Source organism: Acinetobacter sp. YH12241 (genome assembly GCF_013417535.1).
Lineage (GTDB): Bacteria > Pseudomonadota > Gammaproteobacteria > Pseudomonadales > Moraxellaceae > Acinetobacter.
Map to the genome: position 1 here is coordinate 186,500 of NZ_VPDQ01000002.1, position 23,148 is coordinate 209,647.

The following is a 23,148-nucleotide window of genomic DNA, read 5'->3' on the forward strand; positions in this document are numbered from 1 at the left end:
CAACAAAAAGCACGCCGTAGCGTGCTTTGAAAGTCAGTTAAATACTTATTTAAGAAATTTGCGGCTGACCAGAAACTGTTCTGTCGCTTCCAGTAAGCGCTGCGCATAGACTTCCTGCTTGGCAGTCAGCCAACCCAACACAAACCAGTCACTGGCTTCCAGCTCGGTCTGTTGAATATAGGCTGCAGAAGAGGCCAGCGTCTGATATTCATTTGCTGCTTGCTGCGCATCATTGAGTGCCTTGCTGTATTTTTGCAGGTTTTTGACATCATAAATCGTGGTCAAAATTGGGAAGCTGAATTTTAATTCCTGAATGCGAATTGCTAGCTGATCCAGACTCTCAAAATTGGTAATATCAGTCTGGTTCATCTGTTCCTGCAAGACTTTGTATTGTTGCTGCAAGGTAGTTTGCGCTGCAAATTTTAATTCCAACGGTTTTGCTTCATCTGTACTTAAGCTGAAGATCAGCAATTCCAGATAGTGATGCACATTTTGGGTGGATTTCACCAGATTGCCCAGCTTCTCTTTGGCATAGAGAATATCTTTAGTCAGGTTCTCTGCGGTTGTAGGATTTTGCAGGAAGCCAGCCAGAGTGTTCTGCATGTGCTGTAAATGTTGCAGATGTTCAAACTGCTGTTTAAAGGCAGACAGCTGATGAGCCCATTTGTCTGAAACCTGAGTATGCCAATCTTTAAACAAAAGTAGGGTCAGATAGAGATGATCCAAGGCCTGTTGTGCCTGATCAATATGTTCCTGCTCTGCCACTTGCGCGGAGATTGCCGCAATATTGGGCAACAGGTGCTGCATTTGCTGGGCCACCAGATGACACAGGTTTTTGCCTGCACTATCTTTTTTGCTGATCTGGAATTCTTTGGCAAAAGTAGCGGGACTTACATTCTGATGAGTCGCTAACAAATTCCCAATTTCAGCCTTACTACGTACATCCAGCCACAGCTGATATTTTTTGACCCATTCAAAACTAAAGGCCAGCAAATCCTGAATTGAACCATGCTTTAACTCGAATTCAACTTCATGCACTTCCTGTTCAGCATGAGGCGTGCGAATACAGCCGATATCCAGGCTGACTTCGATTGATGTGTTTTCATATTCAATCACGCGCAAGGTACGGGCAATATCGGTTTCAAACTGCAATTGCAGCTGGTCAAACTGATCACCTAAAGCACGATTAAGCAAGGTTTGCGCTTCAGCAGACTGCTGGTAAATACTCAGGTCCAGCTCAGGAGAATATTCTAATTCACCCAGATCATGATTATGCTCGAAACGTTCAATGTGGCTTTTGCCTGCCGCTTTTAACGTCTGAACCCAACGACTGCCTTCTAATCGTTGGCGTAGGGCAATTCCATGCTGGGCCAGTTGACGGTCTGCAGTATCATAGTATTTGGCTTGAAGCAGGATCTGTTGAGATTTCTTGGGATCAAGTGCCTTAAGCAGGGCAGTACGGCGTGCCGCGGGAATCTGGAACTTGAGTTCAACTTCAACCATGATAATCATCCTGTCTATTCAATTTATTGAAAAATATTAAAAAATAAATTGAATTTTTATTCGCTTGCATGAAATTCCGATATGAAACGGAAATATTTTTTAGACTTTTGAGCGGCTGATTGTAACGAAAAACCAATCTGATGTAAGACTTGACCGATTGAAAAAAATGGAAATGGAAAAATTAAAATGCTGATCTCATTCGCTGGTTTCTACTGAAAGCATGACAATTCAATATCTAAGCCAAATTCAGGTACAGAATTACATGAAAATAAAGGTACTTTTAATTGCCTAAATTATGCGCTAAGGTGAAGAAAAAAGATCAGGATGATGATAATGAATGCACAAGTGCAGCCGAGCAATGAGATTGCAGAACTGACTTCTCCACAAATGCCGATTCATGACTATCATGAGTTTTACCGGTTTTATCTAACCGAGCATCGCCATATTATGAGCCGCCGTTTGCATGTCGCAGGCAGCAGTATCGGTTTATATTTTTTTAGCAAAGCCCTTCATCAGCGTAAAGCTAAATATCTGGCCTATGGACTACTCTCAGGTTATGCCTGTGCCTGGATTGGTCATTTCATTTTTGAAAAGAATAAACCGGCCAGCTTTAAACAGCCGCTATACAGTTTTATTTCAGACTGGCGTATGTTTGCCGATGTATTACGTGGTAACCTGAGCCTGGTCGATCGTAAGCACGACAAAATTCCAAGTTAGGGCTTATGACGTTTTATCGGATTTATGCTTAAGTATTGCAATAAAAACGATAAAAACACTTGCAAGTGTAGAGTTATTATTCTATTAATTGTTTTATTGCTTATTCAGTATTTTATCAAAGAGTATAATTCACTGAATAAATCAGTTTTCCAAGCCTGGAGCGACCTTCTCCGGGCTTTTTTTATATTTAAAAAAATAGAAAGATCTGCATTGACGTATTTTTAATTTATCTGAATGATTTAGAAAATATTCACGAGATGAATGAACCAAGTTTGAGAGATAAGATGGTCAGTTCTGCTTAGATGGGTCGATCCTTTCTAGCTTTGACACGTCTCCCCATAAACGGTTTACCCAAAGCTAGAAAGGATCTGGTAGATAAAACACAGCTTTTGCTTTTCTATTTATGTGTTGTGTTCGAACTTATTTAAATCCTTTAATGCATGTAGACCTATCCCTGAAATTGGGTATTTTGAAGTTTTCTTTAAGTTTTGTGATTAATGGTATTCAAGCAATTTTATACACAGGAATCGTAAAATCCGGACATAAAAAAATCGCTTTCAGAATTTTGCAACTTCTCCACTAAGTTATCTGCAAAATCCTAAAAGCGTTTGTCGGAGGGCGTAAGCATTAACACTTTATTATTATTGTTATAAAACCATTAAAACGTAAATTCTGGCAGCCGCCTATCACTGAAAATAGGGATATTGATCAATCACCTGTATAAAAAGTACAAATAATAATCTAATACCTGAATCGGGTATTATTCAGTGTTTAGGATGGGGAAACTCGCCCATTTATGCCTATAATAGCGTATGTATTTTGAATGGCGGCAGTCATGCGCGGTTTATATTTAATTACCAATGATGATCCTATTGAGCTTCTTCTGGCGAAACTTGAAGGTGCAATGGCGACTTATGAAGTTGCGGTACTTCAGTATCGTCGTAAAAAAGTAGCGAAAGAAGATCAGGCTTACGAAATCGAATATATGAAACAAATGTGTGAACAGTATAAAGTTCCATTTGTGATTAATGACGATTTGGAAACTGCAGTAAAATATGGCGTAGGCGTGCATTTGGGTCAGGATGATGGTTCAATCCAGGAAGCTGTTGAGCGTTTGCCTAAAAATGTATTGATTGGCCGCAGTTGTAATAACTCACTTGAGCTTGCTGAACAAGCCATTGCTGATGGGGCTAATTATGTAGCCTTTGGCGCGATCTATGCGACTGATACCAAGCCAGAAGCAGGTAATATTGGTCTGGAAACCTTAAAACAAGCCAAAAGTAAATTAAATGTACCGATTTGCGCTATTGGCGGTTTGACGGTGGAAAACGGCAAAGAAGTCATTGAAGCCGGTGCAGATCTTTGTGCAGTTATTAGTGATGTCTTAGGTCGCTCAATGTCGACTGTCGGTCAACGTGTATATGACTGGTCGGAACTATTTGCTGAACAAGCTTAATTTTTATTTCTTATTGTATTTTTGAGTTGAGTGATTCTCATGAGTTTATCTCCAAAGCAAGAACAACTATTTAAACAAGCCAATAAACATATTCCGGGTGGTGTTAACTCACCTGTACGTGCTTTCAATGGCGTGGGTGGTACGCCTATCTTTATCGAGAAAGCACAAGGTGCTTATCTGTACGATGTCGATGGCAAGCGCTATGTGGACTATGTGGGTTCATGGGGCCCAATGATTCTGGGTCATGCGCATCCATCAATCATTAAAGCGGTGCAAGATGCAGCTGTTGATGGTTTAAGCTTTGGTGCACCAACCGTGCATGAAACCACTTTGGCAGATATCATTTGCGACATCATGCCATCCATTGAATTGGTACGTATGACGAATTCTGGTACTGAAGCGACCATGACTGCGATTCGTCTGGCACGTGGTTATACTGGTCGTGACAAGATCGTAAAATTTGAAGGTTGTTATCACGGTCACTCTGACTCGTTGCTGGTAAAAGCAGGTTCTGGCTTGTTAACTAAAGGCGAAGGTGAAGCGACTTCTGCGGGTGTACCTGCTGATTTTGCCAAACATACTTTAACTCTTCCTTATAACGACATCGCCACTTTAAAAGAATGCTTTGCCAAGTTCGGTTCAGAAATTGCCGGTGTAATTGTAGAGCCAGTAGCAGGAAACATGAATCTGGTGAAACCGATTGATGGTTTCCTGCAAGCGATACGTGATGTCTGTGATGAACATGGTTCAGTCTTCATCATTGATGAAGTGATGACAGGTTTCCGTGTCGGTCTAGGTGGTGCTCAGGCACATTATGGCGTAACTCCTGATTTAACGACTTTGGGTAAAATTATTGGTGCGGGGCTGCCAGTCGGTGCTTTTGGCGGTAAGCGTGAAGTGATGGAATGCATCGCGCCACTAGGTAACGTGTATCAGGCAGGTACTTTGTCCGGTAACCCGCTAGCAATGCGTGCCGGGATCGAGATGTTTAAACATCTGCGTGAGCCAGGTTTTTATGAAAAACTGACTGCTCAACTTGAAAAACTTCTTGCAGGTTTACAAGCAGCTGCGGATGAAGCCGGTATTCCATTCAAGACCCAGCAAGTGGGCGGCATGTTTGGCCTGTACTTCACTGATCAAGAAGACATCACCAGCTTTGATTCAATGCTGAAATGTGACGTAGAAGCTTTCAAGAAATTCTTCCATGGCATGTTAAGTCGTGGTGTGAACCTGGCTCCATCTGCATTTGAAGCAGGATTTATTTCAGCTGCGCATAGTGATGAAGATATTGAATTTACGATTCAAGCGGCTAAAGAAACTTTTGCTGAAATGAAAGGGTAATACAACCTCTCCCTAACCCTCTCCTAAAAGGAGAGGGAACATAAGCCCGAATTCGTTCGGGCTTATTTTATTCTTTTAATTAGACCGCAAAGATTTGAAATTGATAAATTAGAAATTGGATAGTTGAATGAAAACCAAACATTATCTGACCTTAAGCGATGCTGAGTTTTTATTAAATCAGGCCTATGAATATGCGCTAGAAAATGGCTTTAATGTCAGTATTGCTGTAGTTGATGAAACTGGCAATTTGCTGGCAATGAAGCGTATGGATGGTGCTTCACCGATGACAGCAAACCTGTGTCTGGAAAAAGCACGTTGTTCTGCCATTAGTCGCCGCCCATCCAAACTGTTTGAAGATATTATCAAAGGCGGTCAAATGGGCTTTCTGACCATGGATACTTTCTCAGGTATGCTGGAAGGTGGTGAACCGATTATGTATCAAGGTCAGTTAGTTGGTGCGATGGGTGTTTCTGGAGTGAAGTCTTTCCAGGATGCGGAGATTGCACAGCAGGCGATTGAAAAGTTTTTGGCTAAGCAAAGCTAATCCAAAATAGAAATTGATCAGCTCAATTTAATAAAATCATCCAACGATGTTCCAAAATGAAGCGTGGAACGTGAAATATCAACTAAAAAGCCCAATCGCTAATGAGAGGGCTTGTCTATATACAATAAAGTTATGATTTAAAAAGGAAATCAAAATGATTTCGTATAAGGTGTATTATGTTAATTTTAGGGAAATTTAAGAATCTCTATGCAATGGTTTATTCAATATTCTTTGATTTCTTATCTTTTAGGTTAATCAGAAATAGCCAATAACATAAGCCAGGAAATAGAGCCATAAAGATAGTCCATGTATCTGTATACATCTTCCACCACTCTTTCGAAATTTCTCCTGTGTGACTCCATCCAAAAAGAATAAAAAATGGAGTAGCAATAATTATAGAGGCAATACAGATAGTTAATAAATTAAGACTGTTATAACGATTTAAAAGAATTGAGAATATGAAGCTGAAAGGTACAGTCAAAATACAATAAGCCAAGTAGACAAGACCGTGCCCTACAAGAACCACTAAAATCGAGTATAGGCTGTATTCCTGATTCATTACGATAAACAGGACTGCTGTGAAAAAAAGTAGTGGTAAAGGAGAAAGTAAGAGAGCTTTTACTATTTTTTCATTTGAGTATTTCACTAATTTAATTCTCTTATCTACTCAATAAATAATAATATTATAACGATTTTATTGGAGGTTTTTTGATTCTATTTAACATAATGGTGGTTATACGAAATTAGAACAATAAACGTCTGTAAAATCAAAGTGTTTTTCAAATCGATGCTAAACTAAAATAGCATGAATCATCATGCTATTTTGTATTTATAAGAGCCTCCCATGCTGTACCCCATGCCCAAAAAAATCCAACTCGCGCCATCTCAAGCCAAATGGCAGCTTACATCAAATGAATCTGTTTTGGTTTTAGTCGGATTGCAAAACTTGCGTATGCAGCAGGGCATACAAGACAGCGACCTGATAACTCATCTGATCCAGATCAGTAATAAAGCCAAAGCACTCGATATTCCAATCGTTGATTTGTATGGCGATGATTTAATGCAAGGTATGCAGCAACTTGGAGAATATGCTTCAACTCATCCACAACTGATTTTTGCCGGACAAATCACACCGATGCTGAAACAGATCTTGCCACATCTGCAAAGTGTGACAGAACAAATTTGCATAATTAATGATGCAATTTTGATGCCTAGTCAGGAACAGCATATCCAGTGGATTGAGAATATATCGGCACAAGCTTTGCATCATATGAACAGCTATAGTCTGACCCGATTATGGAACTTAAGTGCGCCGTCAGAATATGTATTGTCAACTAAAGGCATCATGTTGGCAGTAGCTGAACAGCTGGATATGGATGCGCTGGAAATTGATCCTTATGCTGATTTAAAGCAGTATGGACTGGACTCTGTAGCAGTAGTCAGTCTGGTTGGCACATGGCGTGCGCATGGTGCTGATCTGCGTTATGAAGATGTGCTGGAACACTCGTCATTACATGATTTAGCGAGCTTTGTAATGCAATCTGCACGTCGATAATCGGTAATTGGGTAATTTTCTTAAAATAATCGGAAATTTCATCGCCATTTACATAAATGCGCATTGTAATTATCACTCAAGCTTTCTATTATGGCCGCCTTGTTTTTCGCGATCAGCGTGGGATTGAACTTTGAGTAATTTTCTAACCGAACATCTGATACATCGTGATGAAGATTTTATGGTCATCCATAAGCCTGCAGGCTTACTCACAGTGCCCGGTAAAACAGAAGATTTACAAGATTGCCTGATCAATCGCCTCATCAAATTAGAACCTAAAACTTTGCTGATCCATCGTCTGGATCGAGACACTTCCGGTATTTTAGTATTTGCCTTAAGCCGTGAAGGGCAAAAATCCATCTCCCGCCAGTTCCAGGAACGCCAAACCGATAAAACCTATCAAGCCATCGTGGCTGGAACATTAGAAGGCAAGGGTACAGTTGATGTGCCTGTCATTTACGATCCAAGCCGTCCACCACTGCATATTGCTGAACCGAATCATAATAAGCCGGCAATTACAGAATGGCAGGCCATCGAACATTTTGAAATTCAGAGGCAAGCTGTGACTCGGGTGAAACTGACTCCGATTACCGGTCGTTCACATCAGCTCCGTGTACATATGCAATATCTCGGGCATCCGATTATTGGCGATACCTTGTATGCAACGCCAGAGCAGCAACAGCTTAGTCCGCGTCTATGCTTACATGCCGAGCGTTTAAGTTTTTATCATCCTAAAACACAACAGTTAATTGAATTTAATTGTCCGGCTGAATTCTAGGAAATACTTGTTTAATCGACGTGAATTATGCTCACTTTTTAGTGGGCTTTATGTCAAAATACATTGCTTGAAGGTGTGAAATTTTGCTCAAATGACGTTTCGTGATTGAGCCTGATATTCATAATCTTGTACTTAAGATAAAGGTGGAAAAATTGCAGCAATTTGCTATTGGTCAACGTTGGTTATCAGATACTGAAACAGAACTCGGTTTAGGGGTTCTCATTGATGTTGATGAGCGATCGGTCAGCATTTTATTCCCAAAAAGCGATGAAACTCGCGTCTATGCTCGCAGTAACGCACCCTTATCTCGTATCGTATTCAATGCGAATGACGAACTGCAAGATCAGGAAGGTACGATCTGGACCGTTGAGTCAGTTGAAGACCGCAATGGTGTAGTGCGTTATCACGTGGTTCGTACTCTTGAAGATGGTACAGAAGAACGTAAAGCTTTAAATGAAACCCGTGTAGGTGCAACGATCCAGTTGTCTAAACCTTTAGATCGTTTACTGGCTAGCCAGATTGACTATAAAGAGTGGTATGACCTGCGTATTGAAGCCTTGCTCATGCAAGCCAATATGCAAACCAGTCCATTGCGTGGCTTGGTCGGTTCGCGTGTGGGTCTGATTCCACACCAGTTGTATATCGCACATGAAGTCGGTCAGCGTTTCGCGCCGCGTGTTTTACTGGCCGATGAAGTAGGCTTGGGTAAAACCATCGAAGCAGGTCTGATCATTCATCAGCAACTTAAAACTGGCCGTTCTGAACGTATTCTGATCTTGGTCCCGGATTCACTGCAATATCAGTGGATGATTGAGATGCGCCGTCGTTTCAATCTTGAATTCTCCCTATTTGATTTGGCTCGTACTGCATCGATCAAAGAGCATGATCCTGATCTAAATCCGTTCCTGACTGAGCAGCGCATTATCGCTTCTGTGGACTTGATGGTGGATCACGAAGATCTACGCGAACAGGCGATTGAAGCGGGCTTTGACCTGTTGGTTGTCGATGAAGCGCATCACCTGATGTGGTCTGAGGAAGAAGGCGGCAATGACCGTTATGATCTGATCGAAGAGCTGGCAGAGAAAACACCGGGCGTATTGTTATTGACTGCAACACCAGAACAGCTCGGTGTAGAATCTCACTTTGCACGTCTACGTTTACTTGATCCGCAACGTTTCAGTTCATTGGATCGTTTCCTAGATGAAGAAGAGCAATATCAGCATACCGCTAAAATCGCTGAAGTACTGATGTCAGACCTTCCACTGGAAGCTGAGCATTTCACTGCGATTGAAAGCCTGCTTGGTCATGCGATTGAAGATACCCCAGAGCAACGTTTCCGTGCCATTCATGAATTGCTAGACCGTCATGGTACGGGTCGTATCCTGTTTCGTAACACACGTGAAGCGATTCAGGGCTTCCCGGGTCGTGACTGTCAGCCAGCACCATTGCCAGCGCCAGAAAACTGGTCTAAAGATGGCAAACTACGTGAACAGATGTGGCCGGAAGAATCTCAACTTGATGGCTCGTGGATGGAAACCGATCCGCGTGTAATGTGGTTGATGGAAAAGCTGCGTACTGATCTGAAACACAAAAAAGTATTACTGATTGCCCGTAGTGGTCCAGTGGTTGAAGCACTGGAAAATGTATTACGTCTGCATGCAGGTATCCGTACTGCCATGTTCCATGAAGGCATGAGTCTTTTGGAACGTGACCAGGCAGCAGCTTATTTTGCTGAAGAATCTTATGGTGCACAGATTCTGTTATGTTCTGAAATCGGTTCAGAAGGCCGTAACTTTCAGTTTGCATCAGACTTGATCCTGTTTGACTTACCGGCCAATCCGGATGTTTTGGAACAGCGTATTGGTCGTCTGGATCGTATCGGTCAGGAAAACCGTATCCAGATTCATGTGCCTTATCTGGTGGGTACTGCGCAGGAGCGTATGTTCCGTTGGTATAACGAAGCGCTGAATATTTTCAGCAACATTTCTCCAACGGCGCAAACGCTGCAAGAAAACTTTATTGTTGCCCTGAAAGATTGCTTGCTGGCAGATAAAGGTCAGGAATTTGAAGATCTGCTGGAAGAAGTTAGCGTACAACGTGAAGCGCTTGAAGCCGAGTTGCAGGAAGGTCGTGACCGTCTGCTTGAGTACAATTCTTGCCGTCCCGTCGTGGCACAGGAAATTGTTAATGCGCTTGAAGACTATGATGACAATACCACCTTGCCAATGTTCATGAAGCGTTTTATGGCATCGACCAATATCGACTTTGATGAGCAAAGCAATGGTACGGTGATCATCAAGCCAACGGATCAGATGCAGGTACAAGGTTTGACCCTGGATGAAGAGGGTATGACAGCCACCTTCTATCGTGACCAGGCTCAGATCCGTGAAGATGCTCAATATCTAACTTTAGAGCATCCATTCACTGAAAGCGTGATGGAAATGATCAATACTCAGGGCTTTGGTAGTACCAACGTTGCGGTCTTAAAGTCTGCAGCATTGCCACAAGGTTCTGTATTGATGGAAGTGTGGTTCAAGGTTGATGTGGTTGCACCAAAAGCACTGAACTTACCGTCAAGCTTGCCACAGCAGCTGATCCGTGTATTGCTGAGTGAAAAAGGTCAGGATCTGTCTCAGAAGATTGCGCCTGAAATCCTGAAACCATATCTACATCATTTAGATGGCAATAGCTGCCGTCAGGTAGTGAAAGCGCGCCGTGAAGTAATTGAAGCGCGTTATCAACAAGCATTGGAATTGGCTCGTTCAGCATTGCCAAACTTCAAGCAGCAGGCTAAAGAAGTATATGGTAATAAATGGCAGTATGAAATTGACCGTCTGACTTACTTAAAACAGTTCAACCCAAGTATCCGTGAAGATGAAATCGCACGTTTACAGAAATTGCAGAAAGAAGGTTTGAGTTTGTTAGAAGGTTTATCTGTAACACCTGAAGCGATTCAAGTAATGGTCGTGGTTAAGCCATAAGATCTAATGAATTATGAAAGCAGCTTTCGGGCTGCTTTTTTATGGCTGGAATTAAAGTCATGATTGAGCTTTTGGTCGGGCTGTGCTAGCTGATATTTTCTGTATTGTTTAAAATCAGCACCTCTAAGAATAAGAAATAAATACTATGTCCAAAGCACTGATTACTGTTGGCGCGAAAACCAGCCATGGCGGTATGGTCACTGAATGTGAAAACTCTTTTTTAATTAATGGCATGGCGGTGCATCTGAATGGCATGAAGCATTACTGTCCCAAGTGCCAAACTACCGTGACAGCTATTGCTAGTGATTTATCTACAATAGTCAAAGGCAGGGCTGTAATCATTGCTGGAGATAAAGCCAGTTGTGGAGCCACTTTTTTGCCGATGCAAAACCTGACTATTTCCAAAAAATAATCATCTATATCCAGACATGAGTTCATAGTGACTTAAAGGTCATAGATTGATGAATTTGGTTCTGTAGAATTTTGCATTTCAATATTAAGCTTCTTTCAGACTTTATAAAGAAATGATCAAAGAAAATAATGAAACAGGTTTTGCATTTTACTCATGCCAATGGCATTCCATCGGCAAGCTATCGCAAGTTTTTAAATTATTTTCAGGATGAATATCAGGTCAAGGCAATTCCGCTGATCGGGATGAATCCAGCCTATCCAATTACCAAAGACTGGCGTTATCTAGTAAATGAAGTGATACAGGATATCCAGCAGCAATCTCCGGATCAAAAGGTGATTGGGCTGGGACATTCATTTGGTGGTTTGATAACTTTAATGGCAGCCTATCAACGTCCGGATTTATTTTCCAAACTGGTGATCATGGATCCACCTTTCGTGATTGGTAAAAACAGTGCACTGTTTGAAGTCGTGAAAAAGCTCAACTTAAAAAGTATTGACCGTTTCACTCCGGCAGGTATTACCCTAAAACGTAAAGATTACTGGCCATCTAAACAGGACGCCGTTGAAGCGCTGAGATCGAATCGTCTGTTTAAGCATTTTGATGAGCAATGTTTTCAGGATTATATCGAAAGCGGGATTGTGCCTGATCAAGAGCGTGGAGGGGTAACTTTAGCCATTCCCAAACAGATTGAGGCAGAAATTTTCCGGACTGTACCGGCTTGGTGGTGGCGTACACCAAGAAAACCACCCCAGGTTCCGATACATTTAATCACAGCAGAGCGCAGCCAGTTTTATCAGCAAGGTTTACCACAAGGCATGCATAAGGTTTACCAAATTCATTATTCGGTGGTGCAGGGCGGACATATGTTTCCACTAGAGCATCCGGAAATGACGGCAAACCATGTTAAAGCCAGATTGAATAAGCTTTAATCTTGGTAATAAAAAAGACTCACTAAGAGTCTTTTTTTTCAGCTGGCTTAACGGATCTGAGATTGATCCAGATGACGGGCACCTTCCAGAATCATGCGAATCATGATCATGGTCTGTTCCGCAATTTCCTTACGGTCTTCAGGTGCCATATCGATCACATTGGCACCCATATTAAATACCAGTTGGGTAATCGCTCTGGCCGCAATCTCGGGATGAAATAATTTTTTATTATTTAGTCGTTCCAGACGGATCAGGTCTTCCTGAAGCTCCTGCTGGAAATAATTCAATTGGCGTTCGACTGCCTGTTTATAAGATTTTGAACCAGTATAGCCTTCACGTAACAACAGGCTTAAATTGCCTTCATCAGCATCCAGCTGAGCAATAAAGACTTCAACAGAGCTACGAATAATACTGTTCTGTTTCGATGCTTTTAGACGAGATTCATTGAGAATCTGACGCAGCACAATCCCGGCACGATCAATCAGCTCAATCGCCAGTTCATCGATATCTTTAAAATGACGATAAAAACTGTTCGGAGCAATTCCAGCCTCACGAGCAACTTCACGCAAGCTTAAAGATGAAATACTTTTTTGTGGTCCGATCAGGTTTAAAGCAGCCTGGAACAGTTCTTCCTTGGTAATGGTCGCTTTACGGCCCACACTACGGACAATAATGGGCTCATCAATGCTTTTCGATGGTAAAGACGCGTCACTGCTTATTTTCATTGAAGGCTCATTCATGAGGTGATTAGTAAAAGGCATTAACACATTATAACGAAGGCAGTCCAGCTTGTGAAATGATTAGAAACAATACAAATGTATATACAAATATATATACAAGTGTATAATAATTAAAAATCCAAGGTGATGTCTAAAACGATGCCTGTACTCGAAAAGCTTAAAACGCCATTAAATACGCTGAAAGAGAGTGTGATTGATCCATATGCGATTAATTTCTGGATGCAGAAATTAAATCCTTTATGGTCAATGAATCAGCCCTTAGGCAAGATTGTGCGCAAAGAACATGCTGCGCAGGATATGCTGAGCCTGACGATTCGTGTCAATCATTTATTCCAGTTCGGTCAGGCGGGCCAGCATCATCCTGTATTTGTGGTGGTGAACGGCATTCGTTATGAACGTAGCTATAGTCTGACCCGTATTGATCAGCAGCATATTTTATTGACGGTTAAAAAAGTGAATGCGGGTAAAGTTACTACCTGGTTTGCTGAACAGGCTGAAGTCGGCGATATCATTGAATTCGGTCAGCCTTTCGGTGACATGACTTTGCCAGAACAGGACAGCCCATTGCTTTTGCTTGCTGCGGGTAGTGGTATCACCCCAATGCTGAGTATGCTGGAAGCTTTAAAAGATAAAGCTGAACTGGTTGCACCAGTAACTTTATGGTACTGGGTTAAGAAAAACCAGGATGCTGCTTTCATTGCGCGTTTTGAAGAGCTGGCACAAAAGTTTTCAAACTTTTCTTATCAGGTATTTGCAACTCAGGAACAACCGGCTGCACCGCGTCTTGATGAATCTTATCTAGACCAATTGCAAGCATTGGAACAAAGTACAGTCTATGCATGTGGACCATCAGGTTTTGTTGCGACTGCAGAACGACTGTTTGCTTCAGCGAAACTGTTCAAAAGTGAAGCGTTCAGCATGAGTCTGAATGATGAAGCTGATACCGGTTTTGTCAATGTAACCCTGACTCAATCAAAAAAAATCGTCACGATTCCTAAAGGCCAGTCGATTCTGGTGAGTCTGGAACAACAGAATATCCGACCGACCCATGGCTGTCGTATGGGCATCTGTAATAAATGTGCCTGTAATAAAGCGGAAGGTTCAACCAAGAATCTGGTCAATGGCGCACAAAATACCGAGCCGGGTAATCTTTTAAAAATTTGTGTTAACTCAGCGCAGACTGACCTTGTCATCGACTTATAAGCGAGTTTTATCCTATGAATATGCCAGTAAAATTACAGTATTTTAAAAATCCTAAAAACCGTGAACTGACCCAGTCTGAGCTAGATGAACTTGCACGTGAGCTTGATGCCATCAAACAGGAAGTGCTGGATGATTTAGGTGAAAAAGATGCCAAATATATCCGTCGCGTATATTCGAGTATCCGTTATTCATCGATTGCAGGTCGTGCCTTATTATTTGCAGGATGGTTCCCGCCAGCATGGTTGTTGGGTACAGGCTTATTAGGCTTTGCCAAAATCATGGAAAATATGGAATTGGGTCATAATGTCATGCACGGTCAATATGACTGGATGAATGATCCGAAGCTCAATGGCCAAACCTACGAGTGGGATATTGTCGGAACTTCAGACAACTGGCGTCAAACCCATAACTTCAAGCATCATACCTATACCAATATTAAAGGCATGGATGATGATATTGGTTATGGCTTGTTGCGTTTGTTCCCTGAGCAACGCTGGAAACCAGGTTATTTATTACAGCCAATTTACAGTATTCCATTTTGCTTGTTATTCCAGTGGGGCGTAGCCATTCAAAACCTTGAATTGGGTAAATACTTCAAAGGCCGTAAAACCAAAGAACAAACTCTTGAAGAATGGAAGCCAATGCAGCGTAAAATTGGCAAGCAATTATTCAAAGATTATGTATTCTTCCCGTTGATTGCAGGTCCTGCAGCATTACCGGTATTGACAGGTAACCTGGTGGCAAATGGCCTTCGTAATATCTGGACTTTCAGTATTATTTTCTGTGGTCACTTTACTAAAGATGTAGAAGTGTTTCCGAAAGCTGTGATGGAAAATGAAAGTCGTGGTCACTGGTATATGCGCCAGATTCGTGGTTCTTCAAACTTAACCGGTTCAGAAGCGTTTCATATTTTGACTGGACATTTAAGCCATCAGATTGAACATCACTTATATCCAGATGTGCCTGCACGCCGTTATCGTCAAATGGCGCCAAAGGTAGAAGCGGTATGTAAAAAATATGGTCTGAACTATAACAATGCTAGTCTGGTAAAACAGTATGGCAGCGTAATTAAACGTATTGTGAAATATGCTTTTCCGTTTAAGAAGTAAGATGGATTTCAATAAAAAACCGCTATTCATAGCGGTTTTTTATTATTCTCAGTTTAATTAATTATTTTAAGCTCAGACTCGGGTAAATTCATTTCAAGTAGTGGAAGTACTTTATCTCGTCCTTCCAGATAAGCATACTGTGCAAGGCATAACATTGCCTCATCTTCTTCGCTATTTCCATAAGCATAAATTTCAGCATAATCTTCTAAATTATATTTTTCCAAGATTCTACTTTTCTTCTGATCCTTACTACAATCAGGTGTGTTGTATAAACCTGTCATTTTGCCTGTCAGAATTTCTACTTCACTACAAATCAGGTCAATGCCTAAATAAGTACAAACCGGTTTTAAATATAAATCCAGTGAAGCAGAAACGAGAACGACTTGATGCCCGAGTTGCTGATGTTGTCTAAGTTGCTTTAATAGCTTGGGATTTAATCTTAAAACAAGCTGCTGTGCATATTCTTCGGCAAGCTGCTGAATTTCATGCGCATGACTATTTTTGAACATGGTGTAATACAGCTTTGGGCGCATTGCATGAGCAGGATAGAGCTTAAGATAGTAAGCCTGAATCCAAGGCAGAATACGAATGCCACGTTTTAAAATCTGCCTTTTCTTTAAAGCATAGAAAATGAACCCTGTAAAACTGTCATAAGGATACAGGGTTCCATCAAAATCAAATAAGGCTAGAGTTTTATGTTTTTGATGCGGCGCATGCATGTTTGATAACGACCATCGACACGGCTGGCAAACCAGTTAGTATTATACTCACGACTCAATTTTGGGCCTGAGATCACGACTTCTGGCATCATTGCATAAATTGGCTCTTTACCGGTTTTTTCTTGATAAAGTTTACTGATGCCACGATAAGTTATAGTATCTTCAAAATCTTTAACTTTTTCTTTTTTTAAATCCGCCCGAATCTGACGTTCAGTAATAATAAAATTATTTTTTGCAAAAACGCTGATGAGCTCTCGTTCAGATTGACTCTTTTGTGAGCGAATCGCGCCATCTTTAGTATATAGTAGTAAATCGCCATCCAGGCTCAATTCGGCATCGGTTAAGCTATTTAACATGCTCTGGAATGCTGCATTACGGCTGGAATACATCCCAGAGTTATAATCAGCAAAACGATAAATCGGTTTTTCATAATCCGCAGGGTACATCATCAATCGATGAATCCCATAATACAGTCCACCATACTGGCTATACAGGTCACTACGCAAATCAGCAATACTGCCCCCTTGACGTTTATATTCCTTGGCATAGCTGATATGAACCTGCATGGAACCCAAAGTTGTAATCGGATTCATTTTTTCGCCAATATTTTGTCCAAATAGTTTGGCTGCACCTGTCAGTGCACTTACATGATAATGCTTGGCCATGTAATCAAAGATTTCACGATAAAGTTCATCTAATTGACGTTCGGTTTTGACCCGGCGCATCTGGCTTAGATAATTGTCTTCTGGGCTTGGCTGGTTTTTCAGTACATCCTGGAAATATCCTGCAACTGTTCCACCGATACTTTCACCAAGTTTATCTTTAAATTTTTCTTCCAGACGTTCCTGAACTTCTTTAACGGCTTTTTCACCAAGACCAGGAACTACCGGGTCTGCATTAAAGTTAGATTCCTGATCGACAACTGCCACGATTGAACAGATATTCTCTTTGGTTTGTGGAATACCGAGCTGGTCAGTGATGTCATAAATATCTTGTGCCCAGGATTCACGCTGGCTGACACGACCTGGAATGGCTTTACGAATATGTTCAACTTCAAGAGTTGGTTCATCATTTGACCACCATGAACCATTGCCACACCCTACAAGGCTAATAGATAAAGCAAGTATGGATACGGACTTAAGAGAAAAAACTTGAGCAAAATATTTGTTCATGGTGTCGTAAATAAATTGAAAAGATGAGTGAACAAGGCAGATGCAGTATACTATGCCCATCAGAAAAGTGATGAATTTATATCTATATTCATTGTAGTTAATAGTCAGTTTCTCAAGCGTAGATGTCTAAAATCCATGAAAGCATATTTATAAAATAAAATTTATTCTAAGATATAGGATTTAATAAATAAATTTATTGTAAAAAAAGCCCACTAAATATGGGCCTATATCTAATTTTAATGTTACTCCCTGAAAGGGTCACTTTTCCATGACCTAATCTCAGCAAAAACTAGAAGGGTAATGATGGTAAATAAGACACCAATTTCCAGAAAAAAAACATCTTTAGCTAAACCAGCTAGACTAAACGTGATTAAACTAGTAATAGAAGATATAAATAGCAAAAAAAACATAAAAATACGTTTCATTTAACAATAACCTGTTAAAATGGATGATAAATCACATAAATATTATATGTTATAAATGCTGTGATAGATAATAGATCTCTTTCATAAATCAAAAAACGATCTTCTTTTTGGTTAATATTTGCACTCTGGATTTCTTGGCATTCGTGCATAATCTGCGGATGAAATACATCGATTCAAACAAGCTTTCTGATCCTCAGTTCAAGCGATACGCAGGCATCTCATGGTCAACTTTCTATTTGATGGTTGAGCAATTGCAGAAACATGTCTCTGCCAAAGGCAGACCGCCCAAGTTAAGCCTGGAGGATCAGGTTCTGCTCTGTCTGAGCTATTGGCGGGAATACCGAACCTTATTTCATGTTGCGACGAGTTACGGGGTTTCAGAGCCCACAGCCTCAAGAATTGTCCGTCATGTTGAAGACTGCCTGATTCGGTCCAATCTGTTTAATTTATCCAAAGATTTACCCAAGGGCGAAGGCATCGACTGGAATGTTGTAATCGTGGATGCCACAGAAATTCCAATCCAAAGGCCTAAAAAAACAGAAGAAAAGCTATAGCGGTAAGAAAAAGACCCATACCTTTAAAGTACAGGCCATGATTCACTACAAAACTCAGCAAATTCTGAGTTTATGTACCAGTCGCGGTGCAGTGCATGATTTCGAGTTGTTCAAACGCAATTTAAACCAGATTCCTTTTGGGGCTTTTATTCTTGCAGATAAAGGCTATCAGGGGATTTATGTGTTGTATCCGAATAGCCTGTTGCCATTAAAAGCCAAAAGACACTGTAAATTGGATCCTGAATTGAAAATCTATAATCAAGAAATCAATAAAAGAAGAATCGGAATTGAGCATGTATTTGGCAGCCTGAAAACCTTCAAAATCCTTGCTGAGCGTTATCGAAATAGAGGTAAAAGGCTTGGTTTGAGATTCAATTTAATCGCTGGAATCTACAACTTGGAACTGAGCAAAAAATGATTTATGAAAGAGGTCTAATAATAAAATTCATTTAATTATTTTATGTGAACTATAAGTTTAAGTAATAATTTTTTAATCTAAATAATTTATATTTGTGATCTTTTATTTCAGTAAAAGTATATATTTATGCTTTTGAATTTATGTATTTAATTTCATTAGATCTCTTTCATAAATCAAAAAACGATCTTCTTTTTAATTGATATTTGCACTCCGGATTTCTTAGCATTCGTGCATAATCTGCGGATGAAATACATCGATTCAAACAAGCTTTCTGATCCTCAGTTCAAGCGATACACAGGCATCTCATGGTCAACTTTCTATTTGATGGTTGAGCAATTGCAGAAGCATGTCTCTGCCAAAGGCAGACCGCCCAAGTTAAGCCTGGAGGATCAGGTTCTGCTCTGTCTGAGCTATTGGCGGGAATACCGAACCTTATTTCACGTTGCGACGAGTTACGGGGTTTCAGAGCCCACAGCCTCAAGAATTGTCCGTCATGTTGAAGACTGCCTGATTCGGTCCAATCTGTTTAATTTACCCAAAGATTTACCCGAGGGCGAAGGCATCGATTGGAATGTTGTGATCGTGGATGCCACAGAAATTCCAATCCAAAGGCCTAAAAAAACAGAAGAAAAGCTATAGCGGCAAGAAAAAGCCCCACACTTTCAAAGTACAGGCCATGATTCACTACAAAACTCAGCAAATTCTGAGTTTATGTACCAATCGCGGTGCAGTGCATGATTTCGAGTTATTCAAACGCAATTTAAATCAGATTTCCTTTTGGGGCTTTTATTCTTGCAGATAAAGGCTATCAGGGGATTTATGTGTTGTATCCGAATAGCCTGTTGCCATTAAAAGCCAAAAGACACTGTAAATTGGATCCTGAATTGAAAATCTATAATCAAGAAATCAATAAAAGAAGAATCGGAATTGAGCATGTATTTGGCAGCCTGAAAACCTTCAAAATCCTTGCTGAGCGTTATCGAAATAGAGGTAAAAGGGTTGGTTTGAGATTCAGTTTAGTCGCTGGAATCTACAACTTGGAACTGAGCAAAAAATGATTTATGAAAGAGGTCTATTATATAAAAATGCCTCCTATAGGAGGCCTTCTTATAGTTGATTTTTTAATCGAATATCTATAATAGAGATTGTATAAATTACAATCAAAAAACAAATTAACCTCTAAAAAAGACTTTATTGAAGAAAAGGATCATTCTTGATTAGCTTAATTTCTAGGTGAGTTAAAATTGCAATTAGAGCAATCAGTCCTGAAATTTCCAAGAAGAAAATATCTTTAAAAACTATTGATAACCCTAAACAAATTATGCAGGAAAGTACCCAAAAATTAAAACTTACTAAAAAAAACAATCTAGACATGAACTCAATCACAATATTGCAAATTATGTTGAGAAAAATAGCAGAATTATTAATTAATTGTTAACTTATTTTAAACGGAAAATATACATATTTAATACAAATTGATCTGTTTTTTTTATCAATAGAGCTATTGCTCTTAAATTTACTGGAAACTTGAATCATGAAGAACCTTAACCACATTAAACTTTATAACGATTTACTTCCTAAGTTGGATGTATAAATATTTATTTGATTTTAATAATATTTTTTATGTTTTTTTAACTATATATGTTAATATTAATTTAAAGTATTAAAGTTTTTTGGTTATATTTTGATCTTGTAAAAATTTTGAAAGTCGTGGGAGGTTATTGAACTCAACAACAATGTGAAAGGCTCTAAAGATCAACCACTGTAGCTATACTGGAGAATCAAAATATAAATTTATCTATTTTAATTTTTTACTTTTCCCTTAAAAAGTATAATTTTGGTTTAAAAAACCATTAATTTCAATGTAAACAAGTTTTCCATCATGTTAGGTTTTTTAAATTAATAAAAATATAATTTGTACTTTTGACATACTTATAATTACTGGTGGTGAATGAGTATTAGTAACTCCCTAAGAATAATCCTTTAATCCCATCATTTTTCTTTCAAAATCCCATCATTTAGAAGTACTCATAGGTTAAGGAATAGATATCCTTGTTAGAAATATCTAAACTAGCGATATGCTGTAGTGCTCCTGTTTTTGTCCTAGCAAAACTGTCCGCTTCATCCAAATACTGAAATATGAGTTCTCTAAGGGTTTTGTGCTTAAGTTGCATCTCAGGGTTCAATATTTTTTCAGGGTGCAATTCAATCTCGGCTTCCGTGCGTTTGATTCATTCCTCAGCCAATGATTTTTTGCTGAACGTTTTGGATTGCTTAAATTCAGGGTAGCCTTGACGTTATATACGGATCTGAGCTCTATACCGAGTTGTACCGTCTTTTGTTTGTCGCTTAGTGACCATGCCCATGAATTTGCACCATAAAAATGTAGTGGTGCAAATAGGTTGCAAATAAAGAGCGTTAAAAGTCAATACGGAGCGACTAAACGAAGTTAAATGAGGTTAAAGATTTTGAGTAAAAATAATGTAATTTCAGAATTGTTTGATAGGTCAATAGATAAGAAACTTTGGGTCGCTCCCATGGCAGGTGTCACCGATCGTCCATTTAGAACCTTATGCAAGTACTTCGGTGCGGGTCATGCGGTCAGTGAAATGATGACTTCTGACAAGACCTTGCGCATGAGTAAAAAAAGCTTATATCGGGCGAATTTTGATGGTGAGCTGGCACCAATCTCAGCACAGATTGCTGGTTCTGATCCGCATGACTTAGCTGAGGCAGCACGCTATCAGGTCGCAAATGGGGCACAAATTGTTGATATTAATATGGGTTGTCCAGCAAAGAAAGTCTGTAATAAGCTGGCCGGTTCTGCCTTGTTAAAGGATGAAGATCTGGTTGCACGTATTTTAGATGCAGTCGTTGCTGCAGTTGATGTTCCTGTGACTTTAAAAACCCGTTTGGGCTATCTCAACGGTCATGAAAATATTCTGCGAGTTGCAAAACGTGCTGAAGACGCGGGGATTGCAGCGCTGGCATTACATGGTCGTACTCGTGAAGACATGTACCTCAATACGGCACGTTACTCCTTAATCAAGGAAGTGAAAGGGATGTTGAGTATTCCCGTGATTGCGAACGGAGATATTGATAGCCCTGAGAAAGCCAAATATGTACTGGACTATACAGGTGCAGATGCCATCATGATTGGCCGTGCTGCACAAGGACGTCCCTGGATTTTTCGTGAAATTGCACATTATTTAGAAACTGGAGAGCATCTTGCTGCGCCAAGTATTGCTGAAGTGAAAGATGTGTTATTAGGACATCTATCTGAGCTTTATGAATTTTATGGTGAATATTCAGGTTGCCGTATTTCGCGTAAGCATATTGCCTGGTATACCAAAGGACTACGTTCGAGTAATGAATTCCGTCAAAATATGTATCAAGTAGAAAACACTGCCGATCAATATAAAGTGGTGGAAAACTATTTTAATGGATTACTGGAACATGGACATATCATGAGCGATGTACAAATAGATCAGGTAAATCTGTTAGAAACTAAATAAAAAGATAGATTTCCTACTTATTTCAAAAGGTACTGTAGTAAATACAGTACCTTTTTTATCTTATAGCTAAAATTTTATATGCTTCCGTTACATTAAAGACTGTAGTGAACATAGCCGCATATTAAGTTCACTGAAACTGGACATGACATAGACATTGTTTACGTGAAATTGCTCTAAGCTGAATTTCTAGCATGGCAAGATGTTTATTCAATCTTGTTCATTCTCATGATCAAGGGAGATCTATAATGACAAATACCAATCGTCCAGTTACAGACTTTGGCAATAAAACCTCGACTGAATTACCAGAGGAACGTAGTGACGCATTAAATCAAGATGCAACAGATGCCAGTGCTCGACCAGATTTAAATTCACCTCAAAAAGATAATCCTCGTGTGCCAGATATGAATGAAGGTGAGGATAATGTACTTGCTACCAGTGCAGGTACTTTAGGCGGGGCAGCAGTTGGAGCGACTGCCGGTCTGGTAGGTGGTCCTCCAGGGGCAGTAGTAGGCGGTATCATTGGCGGTGTTGTAGGCGGTATTGCAGGGAATGATATTGCTTCACCTGATCATCCGAAACAAACGGATAACTATGAGCATCCAGAAAATCATCCAGAGGCAGATAATTATCAGCATCCGGACACGATTAAGCAGGAAGATGATTACTGGAGAAATGAGCATACCAACCGTCCGTATTATACCGAATCACGTACTACTTACAGCGATCTCGACTATGATCGTGACTATCGTGGTGCTTATCGAGTGGGTTATGAAAACCGTCCACTATATGACCGTCAGACTGACTTCGAACATGCCGAACCTGAATTACGAACCAAATGGGAACAGGTAAAAGGTGAATCCCGTTTGAATTGGGAAGAAGCAAAATTTGCGATCAAAGATGCTTGGCATCGTATGACTCGTTAAAGAATCGATATAAAAAACCTCTCCGTGGAGTAATGCCAGTCAGTTAAGAAATTGACTGGCATTTTCTTGGGTATTTCAGTGGTTTACCTTTCACAACTCTTGGGCAACTTCTAACCCTCCTCTCAGGCAAAACATACCTCCTAGATTTCTCCAGTAA

General features: G+C 40.1%; 23 protein-coding genes and 1 pseudogene. 18 read left to right on the top strand and 6 right to left on the bottom strand.

The features are described from left to right. Nucleotides 1–45: 45 nt before the first annotated feature. Nucleotides 46–1,503: an inorganic triphosphatase gene (locus tag FTV18_RS02415; RefSeq protein WP_166138638.1), complete on the bottom strand. Its 1,458-nt coding sequence runs from the start codon at nt 1,501–1,503 to the stop codon at nt 46–48. 333 nt (nt 1,504–1,836) lie between these two features. Between FTV18_RS02415 and FTV18_RS02420 the strand changes: the two genes are divergently transcribed. The 4 genes from FTV18_RS02420 to FTV18_RS02435 all read left to right on the top strand — a co-directional run bounded on the left by FTV18_RS02420 (nt 1,837) and on the right by FTV18_RS02435 (nt 5,561). Continuing rightward, on the top strand, nt 1,837–2,220 hold the full coding sequence (locus tag FTV18_RS02420; RefSeq protein ID WP_159123774.1) for a DUF962 domain-containing protein: 384 nt from the start codon (nt 1,837–1,839) through the stop codon (nt 2,218–2,220). 835 nt (nt 2,221–3,055) lie between these two features. Then, nucleotides 3,056–3,676: a thiamine phosphate synthase gene (thiE, locus tag FTV18_RS02425; RefSeq protein WP_004786336.1), complete on the top strand. Its 621-nt coding sequence runs from the start codon at nt 3,056–3,058 to the stop codon at nt 3,674–3,676. A gap of 39 nt (nt 3,677–3,715) precedes the next feature. Continuing rightward, nucleotides 3,716–5,017, top strand: a complete 1,302-nt coding sequence (gene hemL, locus FTV18_RS02430; protein WP_034706389.1) for a glutamate-1-semialdehyde 2,1-aminomutase — start codon at nt 3,716–3,718, stop codon at nt 5,015–5,017. A gap of 127 nt (nt 5,018–5,144) precedes the next feature. Continuing rightward, nucleotides 5,145–5,561 (top strand): heme-binding protein, encoded by a 417-nt coding sequence (locus tag FTV18_RS02435; RefSeq protein ID WP_180016648.1) that lies wholly within the window; start codon nt 5,145–5,147, stop codon nt 5,559–5,561. A 217-nt stretch (nt 5,562–5,778) separates the two neighbouring features. Here the strand turns inward: FTV18_RS02435 and FTV18_RS02440 are convergent, their stop codons facing one another. Beyond that, a complete protein-coding gene (locus FTV18_RS02440) occupies nt 5,779–6,207 on the bottom strand; it encodes a hypothetical protein (RefSeq protein ID WP_000877730.1) in 429 nt (142 codons plus the stop codon). A gap of 198 nt (nt 6,208–6,405) precedes the next feature. Between FTV18_RS02440 and FTV18_RS02445 the strand changes: the two genes are divergently transcribed. From FTV18_RS02445 to FTV18_RS02465, 5 genes are all read left to right on the top strand, one after another. Next, entirely contained in the window at nt 6,406–7,116 is a 711-nt protein-coding gene (locus tag FTV18_RS02445) for a phosphopantetheine-binding protein (RefSeq protein ID WP_180016647.1), read from the top strand. 178 nt (nt 7,117–7,294) lie between these two features. Beyond that, nucleotides 7,295–7,891, top strand: a complete 597-nt coding sequence (locus FTV18_RS02450) for an RluA family pseudouridine synthase (RefSeq protein ID WP_306669877.1) — start codon at nt 7,295–7,297, stop codon at nt 7,889–7,891. A 143-nt stretch (nt 7,892–8,034) separates the two neighbouring features. Further along, nucleotides 8,035–10,872, top strand: a complete 2,838-nt coding sequence (rapA, locus tag FTV18_RS02455) for an RNA polymerase-associated protein RapA (protein WP_180016645.1) — start codon at nt 8,035–8,037, stop codon at nt 10,870–10,872. A gap of 145 nt (nt 10,873–11,017) precedes the next feature. Continuing rightward, nucleotides 11,018–11,284 (top strand): PAAR domain-containing protein, encoded by a 267-nt coding sequence (locus tag FTV18_RS02460; RefSeq protein ID WP_180013129.1) that lies wholly within the window; start codon nt 11,018–11,020, stop codon nt 11,282–11,284. Nucleotides 11,285–11,412: 128 nt separating this feature from the next. Continuing rightward, entirely contained in the window at nt 11,413–12,213 is an 801-nt protein-coding gene (locus FTV18_RS02465; RefSeq protein WP_034702914.1) for an alpha/beta fold hydrolase, read from the top strand. A 47-nt stretch (nt 12,214–12,260) separates the two neighbouring features. Here FTV18_RS02465 and fabR read toward each other — a convergent pair whose 3' ends face one another. Beyond that, on the bottom strand, nt 12,261–12,938 hold the full coding sequence (gene fabR, locus FTV18_RS02470; RefSeq protein WP_004786319.1) for an HTH-type transcriptional repressor FabR: 678 nt from the start codon (nt 12,936–12,938) through the stop codon (nt 12,261–12,263). A 153-nt stretch (nt 12,939–13,091) separates the two neighbouring features. Here fabR and FTV18_RS02475 point away from each other — a divergent pair, with 153 nt between their 5' ends. Beyond that, nucleotides 13,092–14,156, top strand: coding sequence for a ferredoxin reductase (locus tag FTV18_RS02475; RefSeq protein ID WP_125279328.1), 1,065 nt, complete (start codon nt 13,092–13,094; stop codon nt 14,154–14,156). Between the two features lie 14 nt (nt 14,157–14,170). Continuing rightward, nucleotides 14,171–15,265: an acyl-CoA desaturase gene (locus FTV18_RS02480; protein WP_004786314.1), complete on the top strand. Its 1,095-nt coding sequence runs from the start codon at nt 14,171–14,173 to the stop codon at nt 15,263–15,265. Nucleotides 15,266–15,318: 53 nt separating this feature from the next. Here FTV18_RS02480 and FTV18_RS02485 read toward each other — a convergent pair whose 3' ends face one another. Together FTV18_RS02485 and FTV18_RS02490 are read right to left on the bottom strand one after the other, a co-directional pair. Continuing rightward, entirely contained in the window at nt 15,319–15,984 is a 666-nt protein-coding gene (locus tag FTV18_RS02485; protein ID WP_180016644.1) for an HAD family hydrolase, read from the bottom strand. After that, entirely contained in the window at nt 15,951–17,156 is a 1,206-nt protein-coding gene (locus FTV18_RS02490; protein WP_180016643.1) for a DUF1615 domain-containing protein, read from the bottom strand. Before FTV18_RS02490 ends, FTV18_RS02485 begins: the two co-directional genes overlap by 34 nt. Before the next feature lie 583 nt (nt 17,157–17,739). On the opposite strand from FTV18_RS02490, the gene FTV18_RS02495 reads away from it, so the two are divergent. The 5 genes from FTV18_RS02495 to FTV18_RS15665 all read left to right on the top strand — a co-directional run bounded on the left by FTV18_RS02495 (nt 17,740) and on the right by FTV18_RS15665 (nt 19,611). Next, nucleotides 17,740–18,135: a transposase family protein gene (locus FTV18_RS02495; RefSeq protein WP_180016642.1), complete on the top strand. Its 396-nt coding sequence runs from the start codon at nt 17,740–17,742 to the stop codon at nt 18,133–18,135. Beyond that, entirely contained in the window at nt 18,083–18,553 is a 471-nt protein-coding gene (locus tag FTV18_RS02500; protein ID WP_032069767.1) for an IS5/IS1182 family transposase, read from the top strand. Before FTV18_RS02495 ends, FTV18_RS02500 begins: the two co-directional genes overlap by 53 nt. A 243-nt stretch (nt 18,554–18,796) precedes the next feature. Continuing rightward, nucleotides 18,797–19,192: a transposase family protein gene (locus FTV18_RS02505; protein WP_008306679.1), complete on the top strand. Its 396-nt coding sequence runs from the start codon at nt 18,797–18,799 to the stop codon at nt 19,190–19,192. After that, a complete protein-coding gene (locus tag FTV18_RS15840) occupies nt 19,140–19,355 on the top strand; it encodes a transposase (protein ID WP_373686943.1) in 216 nt (71 codons plus the stop codon). Before FTV18_RS02505 ends, FTV18_RS15840 begins: the two co-directional genes overlap by 53 nt. Before the next feature lie 19 nt (nt 19,356–19,374). Further along, nucleotides 19,375–19,611 (top strand): transposase family protein, encoded by a 237-nt coding sequence (locus tag FTV18_RS15665; RefSeq protein ID WP_257229507.1) that lies wholly within the window; start codon nt 19,375–19,377, stop codon nt 19,609–19,611. Between the two features lie 963 nt (nt 19,612–20,574). Here the strand turns inward: FTV18_RS15665 and FTV18_RS15800 are convergent. Further along, nucleotides 20,575–20,919 (bottom strand): annotated as a pseudogene (locus FTV18_RS15800) (site-specific integrase); the annotation flags it as partial. A 102-nt stretch (nt 20,920–21,021) separates the two neighbouring features. Between FTV18_RS15800 and dusB the strand changes: the two are divergent. Both dusB and FTV18_RS02520 read left to right on the top strand, forming a co-directional pair. Further along, nucleotides 21,022–22,068, top strand: a complete 1,047-nt coding sequence (gene dusB, locus FTV18_RS02515; protein WP_180016641.1) for a tRNA dihydrouridine synthase DusB — start codon at nt 21,022–21,024, stop codon at nt 22,066–22,068. A 245-nt stretch (nt 22,069–22,313) separates the two neighbouring features. Continuing rightward, nucleotides 22,314–22,991 (top strand): hypothetical protein, encoded by a 678-nt coding sequence (locus FTV18_RS02520; RefSeq protein ID WP_180016640.1) that lies wholly within the window; start codon nt 22,314–22,316, stop codon nt 22,989–22,991. Nucleotides 22,992–23,148: the final 157 nt, after the last annotated feature.

Coding starts and splice junctions, on each gene's coding strand:
- FTV18_RS02415 (WP_166138638.1), bottom strand. CDS start 1,503: ATGGTTGAAGTTGAACTCAAGTTCCAGATTCCCGCGGCACGCCGTACT.
- FTV18_RS02420 (WP_159123774.1), top strand. CDS start 1,837: ATGAATGCACAAGTGCAGCCGAGCAATGAGATTGCAGAACTGACTTCT.
- thiE (WP_004786336.1), top strand. CDS start 3,056: ATGCGCGGTTTATATTTAATTACCAATGATGATCCTATTGAGCTTCTT.
- hemL (WP_034706389.1), top strand. CDS start 3,716: ATGAGTTTATCTCCAAAGCAAGAACAACTATTTAAACAAGCCAATAAA.
- FTV18_RS02435 (WP_180016648.1), top strand. CDS start 5,145: ATGAAAACCAAACATTATCTGACCTTAAGCGATGCTGAGTTTTTATTA.
- FTV18_RS02445 (WP_180016647.1), top strand. CDS start 6,406: ATGCTGTACCCCATGCCCAAAAAAATCCAACTCGCGCCATCTCAAGCC.
- FTV18_RS02450 (WP_306669877.1), top strand. CDS start 7,295: ATGGTCATCCATAAGCCTGCAGGCTTACTCACAGTGCCCGGTAAAACA.
- FTV18_RS02460 (WP_180013129.1), top strand. CDS start 11,018: ATGTCCAAAGCACTGATTACTGTTGGCGCGAAAACCAGCCATGGCGGT.
- FTV18_RS02465 (WP_034702914.1), top strand. CDS start 11,413: ATGAAACAGGTTTTGCATTTTACTCATGCCAATGGCATTCCATCGGCA.
- fabR (WP_004786319.1), bottom strand. CDS start 12,938: ATGAAAATAAGCAGTGACGCGTCTTTACCATCGAAAAGCATTGATGAG.
- FTV18_RS02475 (WP_125279328.1), top strand. CDS start 13,092: ATGCCTGTACTCGAAAAGCTTAAAACGCCATTAAATACGCTGAAAGAG.
- FTV18_RS02480 (WP_004786314.1), top strand. CDS start 14,171: ATGAATATGCCAGTAAAATTACAGTATTTTAAAAATCCTAAAAACCGT.
- FTV18_RS02485 (WP_180016644.1), bottom strand. CDS start 15,984: ATGCATGCGCCGCATCAAAAACATAAAACTCTAGCCTTATTTGATTTT.
- FTV18_RS02490 (WP_180016643.1), bottom strand. CDS start 17,156: ATGAACAAATATTTTGCTCAAGTTTTTTCTCTTAAGTCCGTATCCATA.
- FTV18_RS02495 (WP_180016642.1), top strand. CDS start 17,740: ATGAAATACATCGATTCAAACAAGCTTTCTGATCCTCAGTTCAAGCGA.
- FTV18_RS02500 (WP_032069767.1), top strand. CDS start 18,083: ATGCCACAGAAATTCCAATCCAAAGGCCTAAAAAAACAGAAGAAAAGC.
- FTV18_RS02505 (WP_008306679.1), top strand. CDS start 18,797: ATGAAATACATCGATTCAAACAAGCTTTCTGATCCTCAGTTCAAGCGA.
- FTV18_RS15840 (WP_373686943.1), top strand. CDS start 19,140: ATGCCACAGAAATTCCAATCCAAAGGCCTAAAAAAACAGAAGAAAAGC.
- FTV18_RS02520 (WP_180016640.1), top strand. CDS start 22,314: ATGACAAATACCAATCGTCCAGTTACAGACTTTGGCAATAAAACCTCG.